Source organism: Shinella lacus, from assembly GCF_010994755.1.
Classification (GTDB): Bacteria; Pseudomonadota; Alphaproteobacteria; order Rhizobiales; family Rhizobiaceae; genus Shinella; species Shinella lacus.
On sequence record NZ_WHSB02000014.1, the window covers coordinates 59,996 to 80,736 of the forward strand.

Consider the following 20,741-nt stretch of genomic DNA (forward strand, 5'->3'; position numbering starts at 1 on the left):
ACGCATGAAGGCACTCGTCATCGGTTCGTCCGGGGGAATTGGCAAAGCGCTGACGGAGTGCCTGAGGGCTGACACTCGATTTGACACGGTGGCGACGCTGTCGCGAAGCGCCGATGGCCTCGACATCAGCAACGAGAACTCAGTGTCAGTCTGCGCCCGCCAAATGAAACAGGTGCACGACGCTTTCGACCTGATCATAAATGCGGCGGGCGCGCTCGTCATCGACGGCAGCGTGCCCGAGAAGTCCGTCAAGGCGATCAGGGTCGACGCCTTGATGAACCAGTTTCTGGTGAATGCCATAGGTCCTGCACTGCTGCTCAAACATTTCCATGGGCTTTTGCCGCGAAATGCGCGCAGCCTATTCGCATCCCTGTCGGCCCGCGTCGGCTCGATCGGTCATAATCGCCTGGGCGGCTGGATCTCGTATCGGGCAGCAAAGGCGGCCCAGAACCAGATCGTCAATACAGCCTCGCTGGAGATCGCCCGCACGCATCCCGCAGCCATCGTGGTCGCACTTCATCCGGGAACAGTCGCGACGCAATTGTCGCATCCGTTCATAAGCGGCCATCAGGCTACATCGCCGGAAGATGCCGCGGCGAGGCTATTAGCGACCATCGAAAGACTTCAACCGCATCAATCCGGCGGCTTCTTCTCCAATGATGGCCAATCTATTGCTTGGTAGCACGTTGCCACCGCGCCCGTTAGCTTCGACCACCAAGCCCGTATTTGTAGTGAGGATCAGCCTTACACGAGGCCGGCTCCGCCCCAGCGCTTGCATTCGCCAGTACGAGGCTTACAGGCGGCAAACCAGGATCGTCACCCGCTACGATCGCGGACACATAGGCGAGCGCGTTCTTCATCCCATTCATCGTGTAAGGCTTCTCGATTGCGCCGACAGCACCGGCGAAATCCTCGGGGATCTTCTTGATGTTCCCGCTGACAAAGACGTAGGGAATGCCCGCCGCGGCCAATTCTCGTCCGACTTCGATCCCGGTCGGACCGTCCTTCAGATGGATGTCCACGAATGCGAAGTCCGGTCTGGACGCACCGATCTTCTCGCGTGCCTGGCTGCTGCTCATGGCGATGCCCGTCACCTCATGTCCTGCAATCTCCACTTCGCTCTCGAGCTCCATGGCGAGCAGCACTTCGTCTTCAACAATCATGACTTTCAATGCGCATTCTCCTGATCATCGCCGACAAGCAGAACAACGTCGACGATCGTTTTGTTGCCTTCACGCTTTCGCTCAATCTGCGCGCCGAGCTGGTGCGCCGACGCCTCCAGCAGCAATCGGCCGAGCTCAGCGTTCTCGATGTCCGGCTCCACAGGCTCCGACGTGTCTTCTATCCTGATCAGGAAATGTCCGTTTAGCCGCCGGACGACGACATGGATGTCGCCGCCGCCGTCGTTTAAGCCGCGGCGCACGGCATCGCCAACCAATTCGTTCACGATCAGGGAAAGCGGCGTGGCCTTCACGGCCGGCACCAGCAGCGGCGAAAGCTCTAGCGAGAGCCGGATATCTTTACGTCCGGTCGCGTCCACGAGGTCCGTCACGAGTTCGCGCACGAATTCGGACATGTCGAATTTTGAGACGTCGTCGAGGGTGAACAATTTTCGCTGGACCGTGCTGAGAGCCTCTATGCGGTTGAGTACGGACATCAGCGTCTGCCTTCGACCAGCGTCCGTCGTGATTCTGGCCTGCATTTTCACGATCGAAGCCATCGTAAGCAGGTTGTTCTTCACCCGGTGGTCAACTTCATGGACGAGCAGCGTACGTGCCTCGAGCGCTGCACGAAGGTTGGCCGTGTGTTGGGCAACCTGGGCTTCCGCCTCATGCCGTGCGGCTGCCAGATCGGCTTCACGGCTTTTGACATTGGTGAAATCGAGCTGCGACGCAAAGAAATAGGCAATCGCACCCGCCTCGTCCCGCACGGGGCTGATGAAGACGGCGTTCCAAAATGTGCTGCCGTCCTTTCGATAGTTGAGAATGTCGACGGCGACGTCCTGACCGACGGCAATCGCAGTACGGATCTTCCCAATCGTAGCCCTGTCCGTCTCCGGCCCCTGCAAAAAGCGGCAATTGCGGCCAATGATCTCATCGTCGCCGTACCCCGTCAGCCTTCTGAACGCCTCGTTGCAGAAGATGATCGGATTGTCGTGTTGATTGGGGTCCGTCACAATCATTGGCATGCGGGTTGCCTTGAAGGCGGCCGCGAAAGGATCCTCGCTGACATGTCCGGCGACAAGACGATTGCCCGCATCCCGGGCGTCGGTTCGTTGCTGATCCTTTTCCTGCATAAAGGCCCCGTCAGTGTTATCGCGCGATAAAAGCCACCACACATGAAATGGTTCCCGTCGCGGGCATTAGATCGGCGAGTGGCATCTACTCCAGGCTGCTGCTCGCTGGATCGGGTACGACGAGCGATGGCAGCCGGCATTCAGGCCTGTGGCTATTTCGGAACCTTTTTGCCGCCAAGAGGTTTCCAATGCACTGCAATAAAAGTGCGATGGCACCTCGCTTTTGCGAGACATTCCTTCCTTGGCCTTCTGCCCAGCGAAGGTTAGCCCATCCGAAAAATCTGGTGCCGTAACATCATGAGTCGTCTTATCGTCGTTTCCAACCGCGTTCCCATTCCGGACAAGACGGGGACAGCGCCTGCCGGCGGCCTTGCGGTTGCGCTTCAATCCGCACTCGAAGCGCGTGGCGGATTGTGGCTCGGCTGGTCGGGACAGTCCTGCGCGGAGGACCGTATCGGGCCGTTGCAGATGCTGCGGGACGGCAATATCGACTACGCGCTAACGGACCTCACCGAGCGCGATGTCGAGGAATACTACCAGGGTTTTGCGAACCGTGTTCTCTGGCCGATCTGCCACTACCGTCTTGACCTTGCCGAATATGGCCGGCGTGAAATGGCCGGCTACTTCCGCGTAAACCGTTTCTTCGCCAGCCGTCTCCTACCGCTGATCGGAGAGAACGACCTTTTCTGGATACACGATTACCACCTGATCCCGCTTGCGGCAGAGCTTCGCCGACAGGGCGTGAAAAACCGGATCGGCTTCTTTCTGCACATTCCCTGGCCGGCGCCGGACGTCTTTCTTGCCATGCCCGTGCACGAGGAAATCCTCTCCAGCCTGACCGCCTACGACGTGCTCGGTTTCCAAACCGAACACGACCGCGAGAACTTCGCGGCTTGTCTTGCACGGCAAGGGCTCGGCAACCGGCTTGACAAGGCGCATTTCGCGCTGGGCAGCCGGACATTCACTGCACGGCCCTACCCGATCGGTATCGAGACGAATGAGTTCGTGACGCTGGCGCAGCGCGCGGCGGGGACCACCCTTCACAAACGCATGCTAGACAGCCTCGACGGCAAGGGTTTGATCATCGGTGTCGATCGGCTCGATTATTCCAAGGGCATCACACAGCGCATCGATGCCTTCGAAACCTTTCTCAAGCGAAATCCCGATAGCCAGCGCAAGGTGGCGCTGCTGCAGATCACACCAAAATCCCGCTCTGAAGTCCCCGAATATGAGGCGATGCAGCGGGCGGTGGCCGAGCAGGCCGGCCGCGTCAACGGCGCGCTCGGAACTGTGGATTGGGTACCGATCCGCTATATCAACCGCTCCCTCCGGCGTCCGGCCCTGGCCGGCCTCTACCGCATGGCCAAGCTCGCCCTCGTCACGCCGCTTCGGGATGGTATGAATCTTGTCGCGAAGGAGTTCGTCGCAGCGCAGAACGAAGCGGACCCGGGCGTGCTTCTGCTATCGCGGTTCGCGGGGGCGGCACACGAATTGAAAGACGCGGTGCTCGTCAATCCCTACGATGTGGAAGGAACTGCGGATGCTATAGCGCGCAGCCTGACCATGCCCTTGGAGGAACGCCGTGACCGATGGAAAAGCATGATGAACGCACTACGTGCGAACGATGTCTTCACCTGGTGCGACACCTTCCTTGGCGATCTTTCGAGATATGAACAAGTAGAATAAAAGAACACCGCCTGAGAACACGCCTATAACTATGTTACCCGCCGCCGAATTGAAAAAGCTCAGGAAATGCTTGCCGGGTCGCAGCTTCCAATTCCTGCCATAGCATCTGCGTGCGGGTTTAACGGGGCGACGCAGGTCGGGCACGCATTGAGGGAACTCGTGGACAAAATGCCAGTTGGGTTCCGCCGATCAGTTTAGGATATACCTGCCCCTTCCAATGCTCATGGTAATCTCGAGATCTCCGTTTCTAACTCCAGAGGGTCTACTCGGATCCCCTTCGGAGATCGCAGCTCAGTGTCGTGTGCTTCCGCATCTCACGCGGGGGAGATGCGAGCCTTGCCGGCGCCAAGGGCACCCCTGCCGTGCCCGCCGCCATCGCAGTCGTCGTGGCCGCACAGCTCCTCTTCACCTTCGCGCCGTTCATGCACGCGCTTTTCGGCACGGCTCCCATCGCCTTGCCCGACGGACTGCTCATCCTCGCCATCGGCGTGATCACGATGGCGGTGCTGGAATGCGAGAGGGCAGTAGTCCGAAAGGTATGGTCTGGAAGCGGGTATGGTGACGGGAGGAGCGGGTTGGCGGAAGCCTAGAGCATTTCCGCCCGATTGGGCGATGCGTGAACTCCTTTGCCTTGCGTCAATGTGCCGGGAATCAAAGTGGAAGAACGTGGCATCAATCCGCGCACGGATCGAAGGAGGAACTCCCGATGATGATCCGCGAAATGACCCATAACGAATGCGCAGCGACGATTGCGGCTCAGCGGCTGGCACGATTGGCTTGCGCCGAAAACGACTGTCCTTACGTCGTCCCGATTTCCTATGCCTATTCGGCAAGCCGGCTTTTTGCATTCTCGATGCCCGGCAAGAAGCTTGACATCCTGCACGCCAATCCTCGCGCATGTCTGCTCGTCGACGCTTTGGAAACGCGGCATAAATGGAAGAGCGTCATCGTTGACGCCCTGTTCCATGAGCTTCCCGATACTGAAGAACTGCACGATGAGCGCCTGAAAGCCTGGGCTCTCCTCGCAAAGGATTTCGACTGGTGGGAGCCAGGCGCACTCAAGCCTCAGCCGCAACCCGTCGTGACCACCTCGCCCCACGTCTTCTTCGAACTTCAAATCCTCGCGATGAGCGGGCGGAAGGCGATGAGCGAAACAACCGAACTGTCGCACTGAGAACTCCAGCGCGGTTTTTGGCCTCACATCATCGAAGAGCCCTGAGCGCATTGAGGATCACGGCCACGTCGATTGCCTCCTGGAAGATCGCACCTTCGACAGGCTGAAGATATCCAAATGCCGCCGCGACCATCGCTCCGACCGACAGCGTCAGTCCCACCGATACGCTCTGCAACGCGATCCGGCGGCTTCGGCGCGCAATGGCAATTGCTTTGGCGAGCGGCGCAAGCTCGTCGACAAGGAGCACGACACCGGCAGCCTCCGACGATGAGGCCGTACCGCGCGCGCCCATGGCGACACCGATATCGGCCGCCGCGAGCGCAGGCGCATCGTTGACGCCATCGCCGACCATCATAACCAGGCCATTGCCGGTCTCCTTCCTGACAGCATCGACCTTGGCTTCCGGCGTTAGATCGCCGAAGACGCTATCCATGCCAAGCGCCTTGCCCACGGACTCGGCGATCTCCGTACGATCGCCGGAAGCCAGCACCAGCTTTCGGACGCCCGCAGCGCGGAGATCGTTCAGAACCGACAGCGCATCCATGCGGACCTGATCCTTCAGAACGATCATAACCGCAAGCGCTCCATCGATGGCGACTGCTACCGTCATTGAGGCGCGCATTTCGGGTGCGATCAATTCATGCGGATCGTCGCAGCCGGACGTGCGCTGCACGAAACCGCCGCCGCCGACAACAATCCGCCTTCCGTCGACATAGCCTTCGATGCCAGTGCCTGGCACTTCCCGCACACCCTCTGGCCTCGAAAGAGGCAAGCCTCTTTCGGCTGCCACGCGGACCAGCGCAGAGGCGACGACATGGCCGGAAGCCTGATCGAGGCCTGCGGCAGCCTGCAGCACGGCCTCCGCCGTAAAAGGCGGTGTCGTCCTGATATCGACCACCGCTGCCTGGCCATGGGTGAGCGTGCCGGTTTTGTCGAGAACCGCCGTCTGCACGCGCGCCAGCATTTCGAGCATGCCACCATTCTTCACGAGAACGCCGATGCCCGCCGCCTTGGACATGCCGGAAATGATGGCGACGGGGACGGCAAGGATCAGGGGACAGGGCGTCGCGACGACAAGGACAGCGAGCGCGCGGATCGGATCCTGTGAAAAGGACCACGCGGCGCTCGCAATGATGAGGGTCAGGACAAGGAAGCCCATCGCGAAACGGTCTGCCATGCGGACCATGGGCGCCTTTCTCGCCTGCGCGGCCTCGACCAACCGGACGATCCCGGCATAAGTGCTTTCGGCAGCCGTCCGGTTGGCGACAAGATCGAAGGCCGCGCCCACGCAGGTCGAGCCGCTGAGCGCCTCGGTTCCAGGTGGGGCGGGCTGCGGCAGTGGCTCTCCCGTCAAGGCCGCCATGTCCAGTGCGGCACCATCACCGGAAACGATCCCGTCCACCGGCAGCACCTCGCCCTGTCGGATCAGCAGCCGGTCGCCTGACTGTATCTGGGAAATCGCGACTTCTTCGAGCCCGGAAGCGCCGTGGCGCATTGCAACATGCGAGACGCGTCCCATCAGGGCCGTCATCTCCCGACGCGCGCGCCCTTCTGCGAAAGATTCCAGCAACTGGCCGCTCGCGTACATCAAGCCGACGACGTTTCCGGCAAGCGACTCGCCGAACGCGATCGCCGCAGACATGGAAAGCGCCGCAACGATATCGAGCCCCGACATCGCCTCGGCGCAATGCACTGAAAACCTGGAGGAGCAGACTTGTAAGGACGGCGAGCGTCGCCGCGCTCCAGACAAAATGAGCGTAGCGAGCGGCCTGCCACGACAAGACCAAGCCGATCACCAACCCACCGGCGGCGATGGCGACCAGGATCACGCTCGAATGCCGTTGCCAGAGGCCTTTGTCCGCTTGTGGCACGTTCCCTGCTTCTATCGGCAGAATGCGAAGAGAGTAAGCCCAACGACAGGCGCACTCGCCTTGCGCAAGATCAATTCAAAGAGCGGCGATTTCTCTACAATACAACAGGCGACCACCGCGACTTGGCCGGCTGGTTCATTCGTGTTGGGTCTGCAAATGGATACACTCATAGCCAGATTGGGTCTCGCGCTATCGATCGGTCTTCTGGTCGGGCTCGAACGTGGCTGGCAGGAGCGGGAGGCGCCCGAGGGCAGCAGAACCGCCGGCATGCGCACGTTCGGGATAACGGGACTTCTTGGCGGCGTACTGGCGGCCCTTGCTCAAACCCTCAACTCTCCCATGGTGTTTGCAATCGGTTTCCTGAGCTTCGCCGTGACTCTGGGCGTGTTCAAGCTGCGCGAGGCGCGTTCGGATTCCGATTATAGTGTCACCACCGTCATGGCGGGTCTCAGCGTTCTGGAGCTTGGCGGCCTGGCGGTCACCGGCGATGCGCAAGCAGCGGCAGCGGGCGGCGCAGCCCTTGCAGCCACGCTTGCAAGTCGGAACGTGCTGCATGGCTTCCTGAAGCGCCTGACCTGGATGGAACTGCGCTCTGCGTTGATGCTTGCTGTCATGACGGCGGTGGTCCTGCCGATCCTGCCGAACGAGACCATCGACCCGTGGGGAGGGCTTAATCCTTGGAAGGTGTGGTTCTTCACCGTTCTGACCGCAAGCCTTTCGTTCCTCGGCTATATTGCCGTCAGGGTCCTCGGGGCGAGCAAGGGCTTCGTGCTGAGCGCGATTGCCGGCTCCCTTGTCTCGTCCACCGCCGTCACCATGGTTCTCGCGCGAGCCGCAAAACGATCTTCCGATCCGCTTCCGCTTGCCGGCGCTGCGGCGCTCGGCGCAGCAGTGTCCATCCTTCGCGTGATGGGCCTGATCCTGCTGATTGATCCGGCAGCGATCATTGCCGTCGGCCCGACTGCTGCCACGGCAGCGATCGTCTTCGCCGGGTCTGGGCTCGCTATCTTCTACTGGCGGCAGGACAAGCTGTTCGCGGACGTACCGGCCAGCAATCCCTTCGAGATCGGTCCGCTTCTGATCTTCGCGACGATTTTCGCGGCAGCCACCATTGCAAGCGCTGTTCTCGTCTCGCGCTTCGGTAGCTCCGGTCTTTTGGCCACAAGCGCATTGACAGGCACGGTCGATGTCGATGTCGCCGTGCTGGCCGCGTTGCAAGTGGGCCGGAACGCCATGCCGGTCGACGTGATTGGAGAGGCAATCCTTATCGCCATGGCAACGAATACCCTATGCCGTGCAGGCATCGCAACCGTCCTCGGACCATCGACCTTCAGCGGACCGTTCGCTGCCCTCACGATCACCGCCGGCGCGGTAGCGTTTGCCGTTCACACCATTATCGCCGGTATGTGACAAGCGCGCTCGACGGCGTGGCCGCCGGGCGTAGAAAAGGACGATCAGCCAATCGTCATGCGCCGAAGCACATTCGTTTTCCAATAGAACTGATGCGCCAGCGCGCCGAGAACATGAAGGCCGACAACAACTCACAGGACGGCCTTGAGGATGTCGGCATGAAGGTCGCCCGCGTCCTCGTACCCGAAATAGTGCGCAGCGGCGCCGGTAACCGGCATGGCAATAAGAAGGATGTAAAGGATCCATTCGGAAACCTTCGCAACCAACTTGAACATCTGTGGTTCCTCAGATGGCGCAGCCGGCACGCCCTGGACCTGCCGGAGCAAAAGGCGAGCCGCCACAAGAACGAGGATCGCAATGCCAGCATAGGCATGGATGTTGGCGCGTGCCACCTGCTCGGCGCTCGCCGCGCCGGTTTGTTTCATGCTCCGGTTCCACGCATTCATGCCGTCCGGGAATAGAAAGTTGAAGAAAACGAGCCCCGCTGTGAGCCAGTGCAAGACGCGCTGCGGAAGGGAAAACGAGAGCAATGCGGTGTTAGCCATGGACGTGGTTCGCCTTCTTTCGTGTGATGGCATCCAGGAGGATGCGGTTACTTCGTCACCGTCAGCATGGCGTGCATTCCCGCCTCGTAGTGGCCCTTGATGTTGCAGAGCAGGAGATAGGAACCCGGGGCGAGTTTCGCCTTCAGCTGCCCGTCCGCGCCGGGCTTCAGGTCCGATACTTCGCCGAGACTTTTCAACTGCTTCTCATCCACCCGGTGTTTGGAGTCAATCACATCGATCTTTTGATCGGCCGACTTCAGCTTGACCAAGACCATTTCGTGCTCCTCGGTCACCGCTTCGTTGTGCACCACGAACGTCGTTTCCCCGGCCTTTATCGTTAAGCGGTCGAGCGTGAGCGTCATCGGACCGCCGCCTTCGCCACCTTCTATGACCTTGACGGTGTTCGCGGCCCATGCAGGCGAGGTGATTGCGACGACGGCGAGCGCGGTGAGGATATTGCGACGGATATTCATGTCAGCTTCCTTTTGGCTGGAACTCCATCGGGGATTAGGTCGTCATGCTGACAGGCGCCTGAACGATAACGGGAGACGCTAGTGAACCGGGATGAGCGTCCCATTGCAAAATGTGCATTGGGGCGCTCCCTCTCTTACCGCACCATGAAGACCGGCACGTCGCATTTATCGAGGATCGAAGCGGTAACACCCCCAAAGACACGTTCGCGCAGACGTGAATGGCCATAGGCTCCCATAACGATCATGTCGCAGCCGAGTTCGAGCGCATGCTGACGGATGACATCTTCCGTCGGCCGCTGGCCGCTCGCGATCTGCTCGACCACGACCTTTGCGCCATGGCGCGACAGGAACGCCGCCATGTCGGCGCCCGGCTTTCCACCATTCTCGAAGTAAGACGAATCCGGATCGACGACGACGAGACGGACCGTATCGGCGCCTTTCAGCATCTCGATAGCCGCCTTTGCGGCGCTGGCCGCTTGCGGGCGGGAATTCCAGGCCAGAAGCACGTTTTTCGGCTTCAAGGTGGCACGACCTGTTTTCGGCACCAAGATCAGAGGCGTACCGGCATTGAACGCTGTCGCCGCAATTGCAGCCTTGCGAAGCTCGGTGTCTGAGCGGACACCTTCACCGGCGACGACCACGTCTGCATACATTGCCCGCGTGCCAATGTTGCTCTCGATAATGAAGCGATCGTCGTAGATATGGTCGACATCGAACGATACGCCACCTTTCCTGCAGCGCTCGTCGGCGATGCGTCGAACATCCACCACCTCGTCGATTCCCCGTTGGCGCTCATTCAGCCAGGCGGCTGCGGCCGGGTAGTCGGCCCCGAAAGGCGTTATCGCCGTTCTCAGCGCCAAGACGGAAAGGTGCGCGTCGCTTTCTGCTGCCAGCGCGACGGCCTTGTCGATATCTGCATCGGCACTTGTCGTGCCGATGAGCGAAAGTATGGTCCTGAACGACATTTCTGAGCTCCTTCACCAGAATGGATGCGATGAAGGGGAGATTGCTCTGGGCAAATGCACGCCGCGATGATCTGCGTCAAAACAGAATCCTAAACTGGCCCGCTTGACCGGTGTCAAGGCGCATGGCGCGCCCCACGCTAGTCTCACGATATTCCAACCGTCCGCGGAGGTGAGAGCCGTGAACTATCGTACCATTCTCGTGAACCTGGACACCGATCGGCCAATCAAGCCGATAACAAATGCTGCAGTCGACCTGGCATCGCAGGTGGGTGCACGGCTGATTGGTCTGTGTGCTGCCCAGGCATTCCTTTCTCCGTTCTCCATGCAAGCGACCAGCTATGCAGTGACCAGCGCTATGCAGCAAATGTACAAGGACCTCGAAGACCGTATGGAGCAGGTCTACCAGGAGTTTCGTGCCGTGGTGGCCGGTAGAGTCGAACTCGAATGGCGTGCGGAGATGATCGCGCCCACCGAGGCAATCGTTGAAGCTGCCCGTGCCGCCGACCTGATTATAATGGCCGCAGCGGAAGGTGCGCATTCCGGGGATTCCTACAGAACCGCTGATCCGGCCACTGTCATGCTGCGCGCAGGCCGCCCCGTGCTTATTGCCGGAAGCGGCAAAAATGCGATACCGGTAGAAAAAATCGTGGTTTGCTGGAAGGACACACGCGAGGCGAGGCGCGCCGTGGTCGACGCCGTTCCTCTCATTTCATTCGCCAAGGACGTGATCGTCGTCTCGGTCAGCTCCAAACCCGACGCTTCGCTGCGTAGGAGCAACGCAGACGTCGTGTCCTACCTTACCCGCCACAATGTCAAAGCCAGATCCCATATTTCGAAGAGCGCGGATGAGACGATCGGCCTGCTACAATCTGTCGACCAGAGTGGTGCGGATCTCATTGTGTCGGGCGCATACGGACATAGTCGCCTGCGAGAGTTGGTATTTGGCGGGGTCACCCGATTTCTCCTCGATGAAGGCGGCCGGAATCGCTTTATGTCGAGCTAGAAGGGATGGGCTGAGCCAGCCTCAACCTCCAACGCTTTCGGCCGCATTAAGAAGATGGCCTGGCTACATCCGAGGCCGGCGCGCCGGCTTGTCTATCACAACAGAACCAGCGAAGCGGGAATTCTTCTGATCGTGTTCAAAAGAGATCCGACGACTATGGCCGTTTATCGAAAACGTCCTATCACACCTGCCCGGCAAGGATGTTGTCGCATAGACCTGCTGTCAGTTCGTGGGGCGTAGAAATGGTGCTATAAAAAGCTTCAGCCATAAGCTACAAGCGCCACCGTTTTCCCTGATAGATTATTGCCCATGCAGTCCGGTTGTACTTTTGGTTCCCTCCGAACCTCCGCCGGGTCGAGGAGTTGCCGCTGGAGCGCTGCATTGTCGTCTCCTATATAACAATCAGCAGATGGGATCAGAAATTCGGGCCGGCAAAACCGGTGCGAGACGAAAGCAGCGGACCGGATGTTCATCGACATGCTGCTCGAAACCTTTTGCTGTCGAGCGACATTACCTGTTCGAAACCGGAGAACAGTGCGTGGCCAGAGCATATGGAAACCCATCCGATCTCGAGACCGAATGGTCGGACACCGAAATCCTCGCCACGGCGCACGACCTCGTCGAAACCTTTCTGACCTTCCTGCGGCTGGAGCGGCCGAAAAACGACATTCTCGACGCGCGTTGCCTGCCAGCAAGTAAATCTTCGCTCATCAGCGCTTTCAGGCTGGTGATCGCCACGGAGCCCCGCGGCGACGTGCGAAGGGCGCTATCGTCTGCCGGTCATACGCTCGCCCAGTTTCAGGATCGCGTCGGAATGCGCATCTCCGTGTCGCCGGCCTGTGCGGCGAATGTTGATCCAACCCACACAACGGCAGCGAACCTGCTCGAGGAGGTTCTTAGCCAGGTCGACGAAGACACCCGTCGGCTGCGCGATCTCCTGGACAAGGCGTCGTCGATCGCGGAGACCCGGTTCCAGCGCAGACATGCTCGCACGCCCTTGCAGGACGATGGAACATATACCTGGTACGGGCATGGCTGATACCGTAAGCGATGTAACGTCGGCTATTCCACGCCGCCGAGCTCGCGGAATGCGCGCCACTGGTCGTCGGTCGAAACCCCATCTGCAAAGACGCGAAACGCCTTCCCCTGAGCCTTCAATGCTTGCGCGGTTTTCAGCGCGTCCGGATAGAGCAGTGTCGGCTCGTCACGCCGGTCGTCTCCGAAGGGGTCTACCGAGCTCAGCGCGATAACCTGAAACCTTGTTGCCATGGATCATTCCTTTCGAATGCGCCGAGATGGGTCAGCCTTCATTTCCATCGGAAACAAAGTCTTTCGGAAGCTCTTCTCGGGCGGCCCGATGCGCCAGGGCTCGGTCGATCCACCTTTCCCTCAAGACGACGTCAATCGCGAAGGCGACGTCCTCGGCGCCCCAGCCAGCCTCCTGCATCTCGTGCATGAAAGCGGTCAGCTTCTCATCGATGGTGCTGCGCAGCTCACCGTCTGTCGTTGTCGTGCCTTGGTTCACCATCGTCACCTTGGAATGAGTTGCCATAAACCGGACAACGCCGCTTCTGCCGGTAGGTTTCGTCGCCGGCAACGCCGGACCTGATTATGGCGATTTTCCCCTCCTTTGGAGCCGTAAGAACGGGCTAGACTCCTGATAGCGCGAATGCTTCATTGCTCGCCCGGAGGACACGAGTATGGCGTATGAATGGGATGCGGGCCGTGCACGGCGGGCGCAATTGATTAAGGCGGTATCGATGATAGCACTGACCGCATCGGTGATCAGCGTGCCGATCGCGGTGCTGCTGACGGCCTCGCCGTTCTAGAGTTCCAAAAACTGCACCTACGCGCTCGACAGCTCTGGATGTTGGCGCTGTCGCCGGCTGTTATCGAATAGTCGCCGGCAGACGCCATGCGCGCTTCGTCCGAGGCGAGGAAGAGTACCATCGGCGCGACGTCGCGCGGATCGATCATCGGCATGCCGAGCGGCAACTTCTTGAGCAGCCCCTCCATCGCAGTCGTCTCATCTTTCGCCTCATGCCGGTTGGCTCGCCGCCGGCGACTTCAATTGCCTGCGTATAGCGTTTTTCATGTCGGCTGCAGCACCTCGAGGGTGTTCCAGGCGTCAGTGCGACAACAGCCTACAGCATCGGCGGCAAATGATCGGACTGGTTCAGCTGGGCACGCCATTCCTTCAGCCGCGCATCCTCGTCCAGTCGAGATCAAATACAAACGCGTCCCGATCCCGCGACAGGCTTGCGGGCGCGGCCGCTTCTTCAACACGGCTTCCCCGCGTGCGGCACCGCATCAATTTCGGCTAGCTCGGCGTCGAACGCGCTGGCGCCCTCATCGCCGACCTCTCCCTTCCTTTCCAAGGCCGCATCAACCTGCCACGGCTTCTTGGTTCTCATCGGCGCCCCGGATCTTTTGCAGGCCACGCCTGCCCGGCGACGACGTTGTAGCGGCTCAGGCTGCGGATACCGCCCTGGGTTAGCGCCCAGCCGGGCGGCTGCGCCACGATGCAGCGACGGGTTTTCGAAACGTAGCGGGCGATGGTCAGCTCATGCTTCGGCGCGCGCATGTCATGGCTGGCCTCACAGAAAATAATCTCGCCGTACGTTGCCTGTTACGTCGAGCTCGAAGCAACAGAACGCTTTTTAAGCCAACGTAAAACGCGGATTTCCTCCTCGTCTAGCCACTGTTGAAGCCGCTCGCTCCTGGTCTTCAGCTTGAGCACATCGTGCAGCATTCCAGATTGAAAATCCTCGAACACCGCCGGATGGATGTACGAGGAGCGACAGACCGAGCGGGTGTTCACGAGTTTCGAAGCGACTCCATCAATCGCCTCGTTAAGTTGGCGAGCAAGGTCGCGCTTGGTCGCTGCGACCTCAAGCGAAGCAAGGGCTTCAACCGCCATGCAGGTGGCACCCCATGTCCGGAATTGCTTTGAACTGAATTCCTCGCCGGTGATTTCGCGGATATATGAATTCACGTCGTGCGAAGAGATAGGTCTGCATTCGCCCTCATCGCAAACATATTGAAATAGGTGTTGGCCGGGCAGTTCCTGGAGCTTTCGGACGACGTTGGCAATGCGACGATCGCTGTGAGAAAGGTTCCATTCCTTGCCCGACTTCCCCTTAAAGCGGAACTTAAGGCTCCCACCTTCGACCTTGACATGGCGGTTGCGCAGGGTCGTCGCTCCATATGACTTGTTCGCCTCTGCATACGCGGCGTTACCGACGCGGATGTACAGGTTGTCGAGCATCCACACTACGGTAGCCAAGGCCTTATTCATTGTCAGGCCGCGAGAGCGTAAATCTATCTCAACCCGCTCACGGAGGTCTGGCAGGCGATCGGCGAAGTCGGTGAGCCGTTCGAACTTGGCTTTTCCACGATGCGCGTGCCAGTCAGAATGGTAACGATACTGGCGACGGCCCCGTGCATCCTTGCCGATCGCCTGGAGATGAGAAAACGGGTTAGTTGAAATGATGACATCGGTGTAGGCCGGCGGTATCGCTAAGGCGTTCAATCGAGAGATCTCGGCAGCTTCCGTGATCCGTCGCCCGTCCGGTCGGTAGTACATGAAACCTCTGGCGCCCCACTTACGGGTGATGCCGGTCTCTAATCCAGGAACGTACACCAAGCCTGATGCCAGTTTGGCTTCCGCGGCAATCGTGTCGATTTCAGTGAGGGTCTGGTTCATTTCGCCATAACTCCCGGAGAATTATGCTGTTCCTTCACGTCAGCTTAATCTCTTCGATCACTGCCATTCTCGCTGCGGCGATCTGCTATCGCTTCAGATGGAAATCTACCATCGTCAGCGCGTTTTCGATCGCTGCCCCGGAGGCGGTATTGTCGAACACGCACCAGCCATCCGCCGCCAACAGGTCTGAGAAACGCCTGATCTCCTCATCGGTATAGCTCGAGTAATAGATCTTCGGCTTGCCGTGGAGACGAACGTATTTTGGCGGTGTGTCGAAATCCTCCGTCGGCCAGACCCGCGCCGGATCGGCAAGAACTCGATCGATCGCGTAGCTCTTCAGCAGATCCCGTGCCTCGGCCGACGCCCAGCTCGTGTGGCGTACCTCAATCACGATCGGTCCGTCATCGGCATTCCGTACTGTATTGAACGCGCTGTCGAGCGCGTCCGCGTCGAAGGCCAGTGACGGCGGCAGCTGGCAGAGCAGCGGTCCTCGTTTCTCGCCTAGCGGCGTAATATCTTCAAGGAAGGTGCCGAACGGCTCGGCGATGTCTTTCATCGCGTGGGTGTGGGTGATGTCCTTGGGGATCTTGACCGCAAACCGAAAGCTGTCCGGCACGGATTGCGCCCACAGCGCGAAGGTCGATGCCTTGTGCCGACGGTAGAAGGTCGAATTGATTTCGACGCCATCGAACACCGATGCATATCGGGTGAGGCCACTTCCTTCCTGCGCAAACCGGTCGGCCACCTTTTTCGGGATGGACCAGGCGGCGGTGGCGATGATCGGCAATCGTCTTCTCCTCGACTTGCTAATGCGCAAGCGAAACGAGGGGCCGACAGCGGAGTTCCATGCAGCGACTGAGCAGCCACCGGAACCATCGGCCACAAAAGAACGTTTGCAGAACGAAACCAGGAGAACCTTATGAGTGAAAACCCGAAAACCGATACCTCGTCCAACACACAGAAAGATCCAGACGACTGGGTCAGCGGCGACGAGCCGATGACCGGCGCTCAGCGCTCTTATCTGACGACACTGTCGGAACAGGCGCATCAGCCCGATGCCTACGCCGAGGACCTGACTAAGGCCGAAGCGTCAAAACGGATCGACGAACTCAAGAAGTCACTCGACCTGGAGTGACGCGCAGCCGCCGGTAGCAGATGGTGTATGGCGTGGGGTGCTACACGGAACTTTTGTGCGCTGCAGCACTTATCGATCGTCAACCGCGAAAGGACGCAACCATGTCAGATCTGAAGCTTGGTGAACCGATTCCTACAGGCATTGCCGGTATTGAACCTGTCAACATCGCAGAGGTGCAAGACGCCGCCGAGACGGTCGTACAGCCTTTCCAGGAGACCGTAAGCAGCACCGCGGTCTCCCACTCCAATGGCCCTTTATTAGATCAGTTGCTATTGTTCCCGATGAAGCTCGGCCTGTCGATGGCGCTAGCCTCCACAGCGATGCTAGTCAGTCCAGCGCTGATGGCCAAGCGGATTGAAACGGCCGGCATCACTCAGTAAACGACGACTCGTCGTTCGTCCCGTTCTCCCCGCCTTCGGAGGCGGCGATTTCGTTTTTTAACTGCGTGTCGGCTGAGCGGGCCGGTATCCTCGAGCGCCTCGATGTTAGGCAGGTTAAGCAGCCAAAAGCAGAGAGGAAATGGGGGGGTGTCACGTAGGTGTACGGCGCCCCGGGCGTCGGACGAGGCGGTCCGGAACCGATGAAACCCGCGCCGCGTAGATCGGCGATGGTGTCGCCGCTGACTTCCTTGCCAAAAATCCTCGACAGTTGTCGGCGGTCGACCGGCTGAAAAGGTCTCACCGCCATCAGCACCATCACCTTGAACTCCGACGCCCCCGTTGCCGCGCCCCGCCTTGGAGCAGTTGAGACCCGTATCGCGGCCGGTCACGCGAACGCGTTCGATGGTGCCAGCCGCCTGCGGGCAAGACCGGCGGCGAAGGCGGCATGGGATTCGGTCAGATCGTGTGCTCGCGGCCGTGCCCAGCTTGGCAGGCGGGGCGACTAGTTCGGCGTCGTCGTAACGTATCGACCGGGCGGATCCATACCGAGAAGCTTAAACGGTACGCGCGGTTTAGGCCAGCATACAAACGCAAAACTGCACGCATTGACACCTTCCTAACATAACCGATAATCTTGCACTATGAAACGCTTCAAGACGAGGCGGCATCTACAACGCTTCGTCTCCATCCATGGCCCGATTGCCAACTTGTTTTACATCCTCCGCCACGACATTTCCTCCGGCCATCATCGCGAATTCATCGGCGATGACACTGTGGGCGAAAATCGCCCGAGTGTACCGACAAACTCGGCCGGCGTCATGGCCTGTCCTCGTTGCCGTTAAGTTGACGATGCCACATGCAGCGCTTCTACCGGCTGACGGGGACGCGCGACCTGTTCGGCACCGCGCTGCTGGTGCGCGAATGGGGTCGTATCGGCGTCTTTTCGCGCGAGCGGGTGGAGGCGAAGCGGAGTTTGGCGGGGGCTAGGCGGGATGCGGAGCGGCTGGCCGCGCGGAAATGCCGGCGGGGGTATGTGCCGGTGGGAGACCGTTGACACCTGTCAACACTCCGTCAATGCGGCTGGCTGCGGTGGAAGAAGTGCAGGAACAACTCCCGCTCGGTGGTGATGTCGAGTTTTTCGTAGATGCGGGCGCGGTGGTTTTTCACCGTGCCGGAGGCGATGCCGAGGCGGGCGGCGATGGTGGCGGTGGGGTGGCCGTTCAGCACCAGCTCGACGAGTTCGAGTTCGCGGGCGGACAGTTCCGGCCAGAGGGCGGCGGCGATGACCGGGCCGTTGGCCGGCACGGCGCCGGGCGCCGTGGGGGTGGCGCTGCGGCTATAGGAGGGCTGGCGGGTTTTCGTGTCGAGCGCATGCAGGGCGGCGAAGACGGAGAAGCGCTCGTTGAGCAGGTCCACATCGGCATCGCGGAAGGGCTGGCGCGAGCGGTCGAGGAAGATGCCGAGGCACCAGTCGTCGCCGTCCTCCAGCAGCACGCCGATCTCGTCGCAGATTTCCGACTGGGCGAGGAACTCGGCGATGTAGCGGCCGCGCTTCATGCGGTCGCTGGCGAGGCTCTTCAAGGGCACGATGCCGGTGCGCCGCTCGCCGCGCCAATGGGCGTAGAATGGGTCGAAGACGTAATAGGTTTCGAGATACCGCGCGACCATCTCTTCCGAATAGCCGCGGTGCTTGACGAATTCCGGCCGGCGGGTCGCCGAATAGCGCGTGACGGTGATGAGGTCGGGCGAGACGACGGCGCCGATCATGTCGATCAGCCGGTCGACGTGCTCGTCCGTTCCCGTCGCGGCGATCGCGACGGCAAGGTTCTGCCAAAACTCTGCGCGCATGCTCTGATCTAGCATCCCCCTGCCCCGCCGTCATTGTGCCTTTCGGCATATGGCGCCCCGCCCTTGCCCGAGCCTAGTCTTCCCCCATCGAAAGTCTCGGAGGGCAAGGACTTGGAAAACCCGATTGTGATTGGCATCGACGCGGGCGGCACCATGACCGACACGATCCTCGTCGATCGTCATGGACACTTCAAGATCGGCAAGGCGGCAACGACGCCGAAAGACGAAGCGGAGGGTTTTGTCGCCTCCTCGCTGGACGCGGCAGAGGCCTGGGGCATTTCGCTCGAAAGCCTGTTTTCGGGCGTCGACGTCGTGCTCTATTCCGGCACCGGCATGCTCAACACGCTGCTGTCGCGCACCGGCCGAAGGCTCGGCCTCATTACCACCAAGGGCATGGAGGACATGATCCTGATGGGCCGCGGCTTGCAGGCCTGGGCGGACTATTCCTATGCCGACCGGCTGCACGCCGTCACCCACCATCACCCTGATCCCCTCGTGCCGCGTCGGCGCACGCATGGCGTGACGGAACGCATCGACCATTTCGGCGATGTCGTGCTGCCGCTCTACGATGCCGATGTGGTGAAGGCCGCCCGCGCGCTGATCAAGGATAAGGTCGATGCGATCTGCATCATGACGATCTTCTCCCATGTGAACCCGGTGCACGAGAAGCGCATCGCGGAAATCTGCCGCGAGGAGGTCGCGAAGGCCGGCGCGGAAATCACCGTCTATACCAGCCATGAGGTGCGCCCGGTCATCCGCGAACAGTCGCGGCTGAACTCGGTGCTGATCGAGGCCTATGCGACATCGCGTGGCCGCAAGCAATTGCGCGGCATCGAGGATGCCTCGAAGAAATACGGCTTCAAATACGGCGTGCAGACGCTGCTCTCCTTCGGGGGCCTGACCTCGATCAACCACCCCCGCCTGCACGAGACGATGATTTCAGGCCCGATCGGCGGCATTCTGGGCGCGGCCTATATCGGCAAGCTGATCGGCAATGACTCGCTCATCTGCTCCGACATGGGCGGCACCTCCTTCGACATGGGCGTCATCTCGCGCGGCCAGACCCGCATCGAGAACGAGCCGCTGATGGACCGCTTCAAGCTGAACGTGCCGACGCTGCATCTCGATACGATCGGCGCGGGTGCGGGCATGATCCTGAAGGTCGATCCGTTGACCCGCAAGATTTCGCTCGGGCCGGAAAGTGCGGGCTCCGATCCGGGACCGATCTGCTTCGACCGCGGCGGCACCGAGCCGACCATTGCCGATTGCGACGCGATCCTCGGTCGGCTCAATCCGGATTATTTCCTCGGCGGTAAGGTCAAGCTCCAGGTCGAGAAGGCGCGCGCCGCCTTCAAGGAGAAATGCGCCGATCCGCTCGGCGTCGGCGTGGAGGAAGCGGCGGAAGGCATGATCGAAATGCTGGAGGCGGACGCCAACAATGCGCTGCGCCGCGTCATTTCCGGCCAGGGCATCCACCCGTCGGAATTCACGCTGCTCTCCTATGGCGGCTCCGGCCCGCTGCACCTTGCCGGCTGCTCCAAGGGCATCGGCTTCAAGGACATCATCACCTTCCAGTTCGCCGCCGGCTTCTCCGCCTTCGGCTGCACGACGGCGGATTACATGCGCCGCCACTCGGTCTCCACCCAGATCGACATTTCGGCGCGCGCCACGGAGGATCGGCTCGTTGCCGCCGGCAGCCAGATCACCAAGGTCTGGAACGATCTCGAAAGGGCGGCGGTCGATGAAATGCTCGCCGACGGCCATGCGCGCGAGAAGATCAAGACCGTGCCCTTCTTCATGGCGCGCTATACCGGCCAGCTCGAAGACGTCGAGGTCATCGCGCCGTTGCCAGCTGTCAACTCGGCAGACGACATGCGCGCCGTGCTCGCCCAGTTCGAGGAGGTCTATGCCAAGGCCAACCACCGCGTCTCGAAATATGGCGAGGCCGGCTTCTCGCTGATGGAGCTCGGCGTCATCGCGACGGCCGACAAGATCAAGCCGACGCTCATCCGCCGGCCGCTCGGCACCGCCAATCCGGCGAGCGCCCACAAGGGCACGCGCGAGGCCTATATCGGCGGGCGCTGGCACAAGACCAATCTCTACGAAATGGACCTGCTCGAACCGGGCCACGAGGTGACCGGCCCGGCCATCATCGAGCATCCGGCCACCACGCTCGTCGTGCATCCGAACGACCGCGTCTTCATCGATGAGTGGACGCTGCTCCACTATATTCACGCCTGAGCGGGAGA

Annotated in this window: 24 protein-coding genes and 3 pseudogenes; 14 read left to right on the forward strand and 13 right to left on the reverse strand. The window is 60.5% G+C overall.

Features of this window, described 5'->3' with window-relative positions; all coding sequences use genetic code 11:
- The first annotated feature begins 4 nt into the window (after window positions 1-4).
- On the forward strand, window positions 5-682 hold the full coding sequence (locus tag GB927_RS26890; protein WP_256120306.1) for an SDR family NAD(P)-dependent oxidoreductase: 678 nt from the start codon (window positions 5-7) through the stop codon (window positions 680-682).
- A gap of 19 nt (window positions 683-701) precedes the next feature.
- Here the strand turns inward: GB927_RS26890 and GB927_RS26895 are convergent, their stop codons facing one another.
- Window positions 702-1,172, reverse strand: a complete 471-nt coding sequence (locus GB927_RS26895; RefSeq protein ID WP_256120307.1) for a response regulator — start codon at window positions 1,170-1,172, stop codon at window positions 702-704.
- Window positions 1,169-2,296 (reverse strand): PAS domain-containing protein, encoded by a 1,128-nt coding sequence (locus GB927_RS26900; protein ID WP_256120308.1) that lies wholly within the window; start codon window positions 2,294-2,296, stop codon window positions 1,169-1,171. Before GB927_RS26900 ends, GB927_RS26895 begins: the two co-directional genes overlap by 4 nt.
- 297 nt (window positions 2,297-2,593) lie before the next feature.
- Here GB927_RS26900 and otsA point away from each other — a divergent pair, with 297 nt between their 5' ends.
- The 4 genes and pseudogenes from otsA (at window position 2,594) to GB927_RS26915 (ending at window position 5,156) form a co-directional block, all read left to right on the forward strand.
- Window positions 2,594-3,982 carry an alpha,alpha-trehalose-phosphate synthase (UDP-forming) gene (gene otsA / locus GB927_RS26905; RefSeq protein ID WP_256120309.1) on the forward strand — a complete coding sequence of 463 codons (1,389 nt, stop codon included), beginning with the start codon at window positions 2,594-2,596 and terminating at the stop codon, window positions 3,980-3,982.
- A gap of 36 nt (window positions 3,983-4,018) precedes the next feature.
- Window positions 4,019-4,180, forward strand: a pseudogene (locus tag GB927_RS34435) (hypothetical protein); the annotation flags it as partial.
- Window positions 4,181-4,281: 101 nt separating this feature from the next.
- The gene (locus GB927_RS26910; RefSeq protein ID WP_256120310.1) at window positions 4,282-4,572 is read left to right on the forward strand and encodes a cation transporting ATPase C-terminal domain-containing protein; all 291 of its coding nucleotides are present in this window, start codon (window positions 4,282-4,284) and stop codon (window positions 4,570-4,572) included.
- A 116-nt stretch (window positions 4,573-4,688) separates the two neighbouring features.
- A complete protein-coding gene (locus GB927_RS26915; RefSeq protein WP_256120311.1) occupies window positions 4,689-5,156 on the forward strand; it encodes a pyridoxamine 5'-phosphate oxidase family protein in 468 nt (155 codons plus the stop codon).
- 28 nt (window positions 5,157-5,184) lie between these two features.
- Here the strand turns inward: GB927_RS26915 and GB927_RS26920 are convergent, their stop codons facing one another.
- Window positions 5,185-6,906, reverse strand: coding sequence for a heavy metal translocating P-type ATPase (locus GB927_RS26920; protein WP_256120312.1), 1,722 nt, complete (start codon window positions 6,904-6,906; stop codon window positions 5,185-5,187).
- Window positions 6,907-7,087: 181 nt separating this feature from the next.
- Between GB927_RS26920 and GB927_RS26925 the strand changes: the two genes are divergently transcribed.
- A complete protein-coding gene (locus GB927_RS26925; RefSeq protein WP_256120313.1) occupies window positions 7,088-8,437 on the forward strand; it encodes an MgtC/SapB family protein in 1,350 nt (449 codons plus the stop codon).
- 44 nt (window positions 8,438-8,481) lie between these two features.
- Here the strand turns inward: GB927_RS26925 and GB927_RS26930 are convergent.
- From GB927_RS26930 to GB927_RS26940, 3 genes and pseudogenes are all read right to left on the reverse strand, one after another.
- A pseudogene (locus tag GB927_RS26930) lies at window positions 8,482-8,982 on the reverse strand (cytochrome b).
- 47 nt (window positions 8,983-9,029) lie between these two features.
- Window positions 9,030-9,455, reverse strand: a complete 426-nt coding sequence (locus GB927_RS26935; RefSeq protein WP_256120314.1) for a plastocyanin/azurin family copper-binding protein — start codon at window positions 9,453-9,455, stop codon at window positions 9,030-9,032.
- A 134-nt stretch (window positions 9,456-9,589) separates the two neighbouring features.
- Complete coding sequence (locus GB927_RS26940) at window positions 9,590-10,420, reverse strand: universal stress protein (protein ID WP_256120315.1); 831 nt, start codon at window positions 10,418-10,420, stop codon at window positions 9,590-9,592.
- A gap of 178 nt (window positions 10,421-10,598) precedes the next feature.
- Between GB927_RS26940 and GB927_RS26945 the strand changes: the two genes are divergently transcribed.
- Window positions 10,599-11,423: a universal stress protein gene (locus GB927_RS26945; protein ID WP_256120316.1), complete on the forward strand. Its 825-nt coding sequence runs from the start codon at window positions 10,599-10,601 to the stop codon at window positions 11,421-11,423.
- Window positions 11,424-11,961: 538 nt separating this feature from the next.
- A complete protein-coding gene (locus tag GB927_RS26955; RefSeq protein WP_256120317.1) occupies window positions 11,962-12,462 on the forward strand; it encodes a hypothetical protein in 501 nt (166 codons plus the stop codon).
- 23 nt (window positions 12,463-12,485) lie between these two features.
- On the opposite strand, the gene GB927_RS26960 is transcribed toward GB927_RS26955, so the two are convergent.
- Together GB927_RS26960 and GB927_RS26965 are read right to left on the reverse strand one after the other, a co-directional pair.
- Complete coding sequence (locus tag GB927_RS26960) at window positions 12,486-12,692, reverse strand: hypothetical protein (protein WP_256120318.1); 207 nt, start codon at window positions 12,690-12,692, stop codon at window positions 12,486-12,488.
- 31 nt (window positions 12,693-12,723) lie between these two features.
- A complete protein-coding gene (locus GB927_RS26965; RefSeq protein ID WP_256120320.1) occupies window positions 12,724-12,975 on the reverse strand; it encodes a hypothetical protein in 252 nt (83 codons plus the stop codon).
- 148 nt (window positions 12,976-13,123) lie between these two features.
- Here GB927_RS26965 and GB927_RS26970 point away from each other — a divergent pair, with 148 nt between their 5' ends.
- Window positions 13,124-13,252: a hypothetical protein gene (locus tag GB927_RS26970; RefSeq protein WP_256120322.1), complete on the forward strand. Its 129-nt coding sequence runs from the start codon at window positions 13,124-13,126 to the stop codon at window positions 13,250-13,252.
- Window positions 13,253-13,833: 581 nt separating this feature from the next.
- Here GB927_RS26970 and GB927_RS26975 read toward each other — a convergent pair.
- The 3 genes from GB927_RS26975 to GB927_RS26985 all read right to left on the reverse strand — a co-directional run bounded on the left by GB927_RS26975 (window position 13,834) and on the right by GB927_RS26985 (window position 15,916).
- Window positions 13,834-14,007, reverse strand: coding sequence for a hypothetical protein (locus tag GB927_RS26975; RefSeq protein ID WP_256120323.1), 174 nt, complete (start codon window positions 14,005-14,007; stop codon window positions 13,834-13,836).
- Between the two features lie 45 nt (window positions 14,008-14,052).
- Window positions 14,053-15,129 carry a DNA topoisomerase IB gene (locus GB927_RS26980; protein WP_256120324.1) on the reverse strand — a complete coding sequence of 359 codons (1,077 nt, stop codon included), beginning with the start codon at window positions 15,127-15,129 and terminating at the stop codon, window positions 14,053-14,055.
- Window positions 15,130-15,214: 85 nt separating this feature from the next.
- Entirely contained in the window at window positions 15,215-15,916 is a 702-nt protein-coding gene (locus GB927_RS26985) for a DUF72 domain-containing protein (RefSeq protein ID WP_256120325.1), read from the reverse strand.
- Between the two features lie 132 nt (window positions 15,917-16,048).
- Here GB927_RS26985 and GB927_RS26990 point away from each other — a divergent pair, with 132 nt between their 5' ends.
- Both GB927_RS26990 and GB927_RS26995 read left to right on the forward strand, forming a co-directional pair.
- Window positions 16,049-16,264 carry a DUF3072 domain-containing protein gene (locus tag GB927_RS26990; protein WP_256120326.1) on the forward strand — a complete coding sequence of 72 codons (216 nt, stop codon included), beginning with the start codon at window positions 16,049-16,051 and terminating at the stop codon, window positions 16,262-16,264.
- A 101-nt stretch (window positions 16,265-16,365) separates the two neighbouring features.
- On the forward strand, window positions 16,366-16,644 hold the full coding sequence (locus GB927_RS26995; RefSeq protein WP_256120327.1) for a hypothetical protein: 279 nt from the start codon (window positions 16,366-16,368) through the stop codon (window positions 16,642-16,644).
- Here the strand turns inward: GB927_RS26995 and GB927_RS27000 are convergent.
- Complete coding sequence (locus GB927_RS27000; protein WP_369431729.1) at window positions 16,634-16,960, reverse strand: SMC-Scp complex subunit ScpB; 327 nt, start codon at window positions 16,958-16,960, stop codon at window positions 16,634-16,636. The genes GB927_RS26995 and GB927_RS27000 overlap by 11 nt on opposite strands.
- Before the next feature lie 325 nt (window positions 16,961-17,285).
- On the opposite strand from GB927_RS27000, the pseudogene GB927_RS27005 reads away from it, so the two are divergent.
- A pseudogene (locus GB927_RS27005) lies at window positions 17,286-17,436 on the forward strand (IS6 family transposase); the annotation flags it as partial.
- Between the two features lie 64 nt (window positions 17,437-17,500).
- Window positions 17,501-17,698, forward strand: coding sequence for a WGR domain-containing protein (locus GB927_RS27010; RefSeq protein ID WP_256120328.1), 198 nt, complete (start codon window positions 17,501-17,503; stop codon window positions 17,696-17,698).
- Window positions 17,699-17,715: 17 nt separating this feature from the next.
- Here the strand turns inward: GB927_RS27010 and GB927_RS27015 are convergent, their stop codons facing one another.
- Entirely contained in the window at window positions 17,716-18,507 is a 792-nt protein-coding gene (locus GB927_RS27015; RefSeq protein ID WP_256120329.1) for a helix-turn-helix transcriptional regulator, read from the reverse strand.
- A gap of 96 nt (window positions 18,508-18,603) precedes the next feature.
- Between GB927_RS27015 and GB927_RS27020 the strand changes: the two genes are divergently transcribed.
- Window positions 18,604-20,733 (forward strand): hydantoinase/oxoprolinase family protein, encoded by a 2,130-nt coding sequence (locus tag GB927_RS27020; protein WP_256120330.1) that lies wholly within the window; start codon window positions 18,604-18,606, stop codon window positions 20,731-20,733.
- Window positions 20,734-20,741: the final 8 nt, after the last annotated feature.

Coding starts and splice junctions, on each gene's coding strand:
- GB927_RS26890 (WP_256120306.1), top strand. CDS start 5: ATGAAGGCACTCGTCATCGGTTCGTCCGGGGGAATTGGCAAAGCGCTG.
- GB927_RS26900 (WP_256120308.1), bottom strand. CDS start 2,296: ATGCAGGAAAAGGATCAGCAACGAACCGACGCCCGGGATGCGGGCAAT.
- otsA (WP_256120309.1), top strand. CDS start 2,594: ATGAGTCGTCTTATCGTCGTTTCCAACCGCGTTCCCATTCCGGACAAG.
- GB927_RS26915 (WP_256120311.1), top strand. CDS start 4,689: ATGATGATCCGCGAAATGACCCATAACGAATGCGCAGCGACGATTGCG.
- GB927_RS26935 (WP_256120314.1), bottom strand. CDS start 9,455: ATGAATATCCGTCGCAATATCCTCACCGCGCTCGCCGTCGTCGCAATC.
- GB927_RS26940 (WP_256120315.1), bottom strand. CDS start 10,420: ATGTCGTTCAGGACCATACTTTCGCTCATCGGCACGACAAGTGCCGAT.
- GB927_RS26960 (WP_256120318.1), bottom strand. CDS start 12,692: ATGGCAACAAGGTTTCAGGTTATCGCGCTGAGCTCGGTAGACCCCTTC.
- GB927_RS26965 (WP_256120320.1), bottom strand. CDS start 12,975: ATGGCAACTCATTCCAAGGTGACGATGGTGAACCAAGGCACGACAACG.
- GB927_RS26970 (WP_256120322.1), top strand. CDS start 13,124: ATGGCGTATGAATGGGATGCGGGCCGTGCACGGCGGGCGCAATTGATT.
- GB927_RS26975 (WP_256120323.1), bottom strand. CDS start 14,007: ATGCGCGCGCCGAAGCATGAGCTGACCATCGCCCGCTACGTTTCGAAA.
- GB927_RS26980 (WP_256120324.1), bottom strand. CDS start 15,129: ATGAACCAGACCCTCACTGAAATCGACACGATTGCCGCGGAAGCCAAA.
- GB927_RS26990 (WP_256120326.1), top strand. CDS start 16,049: ATGAGTGAAAACCCGAAAACCGATACCTCGTCCAACACACAGAAAGAT.
- GB927_RS26995 (WP_256120327.1), top strand. CDS start 16,366: ATGTCAGATCTGAAGCTTGGTGAACCGATTCCTACAGGCATTGCCGGT.
- GB927_RS27000 (WP_369431729.1), bottom strand. CDS start 16,960: ATGGTGCTGATGGCGGTGAGACCTTTTCAGCCGGTCGACCGCCGACAA.
- GB927_RS27010 (WP_256120328.1), top strand. CDS start 17,501: ATGCAGCGCTTCTACCGGCTGACGGGGACGCGCGACCTGTTCGGCACC.
- GB927_RS27015 (WP_256120329.1), bottom strand. CDS start 18,507: ATGCTAGATCAGAGCATGCGCGCAGAGTTTTGGCAGAACCTTGCCGTC.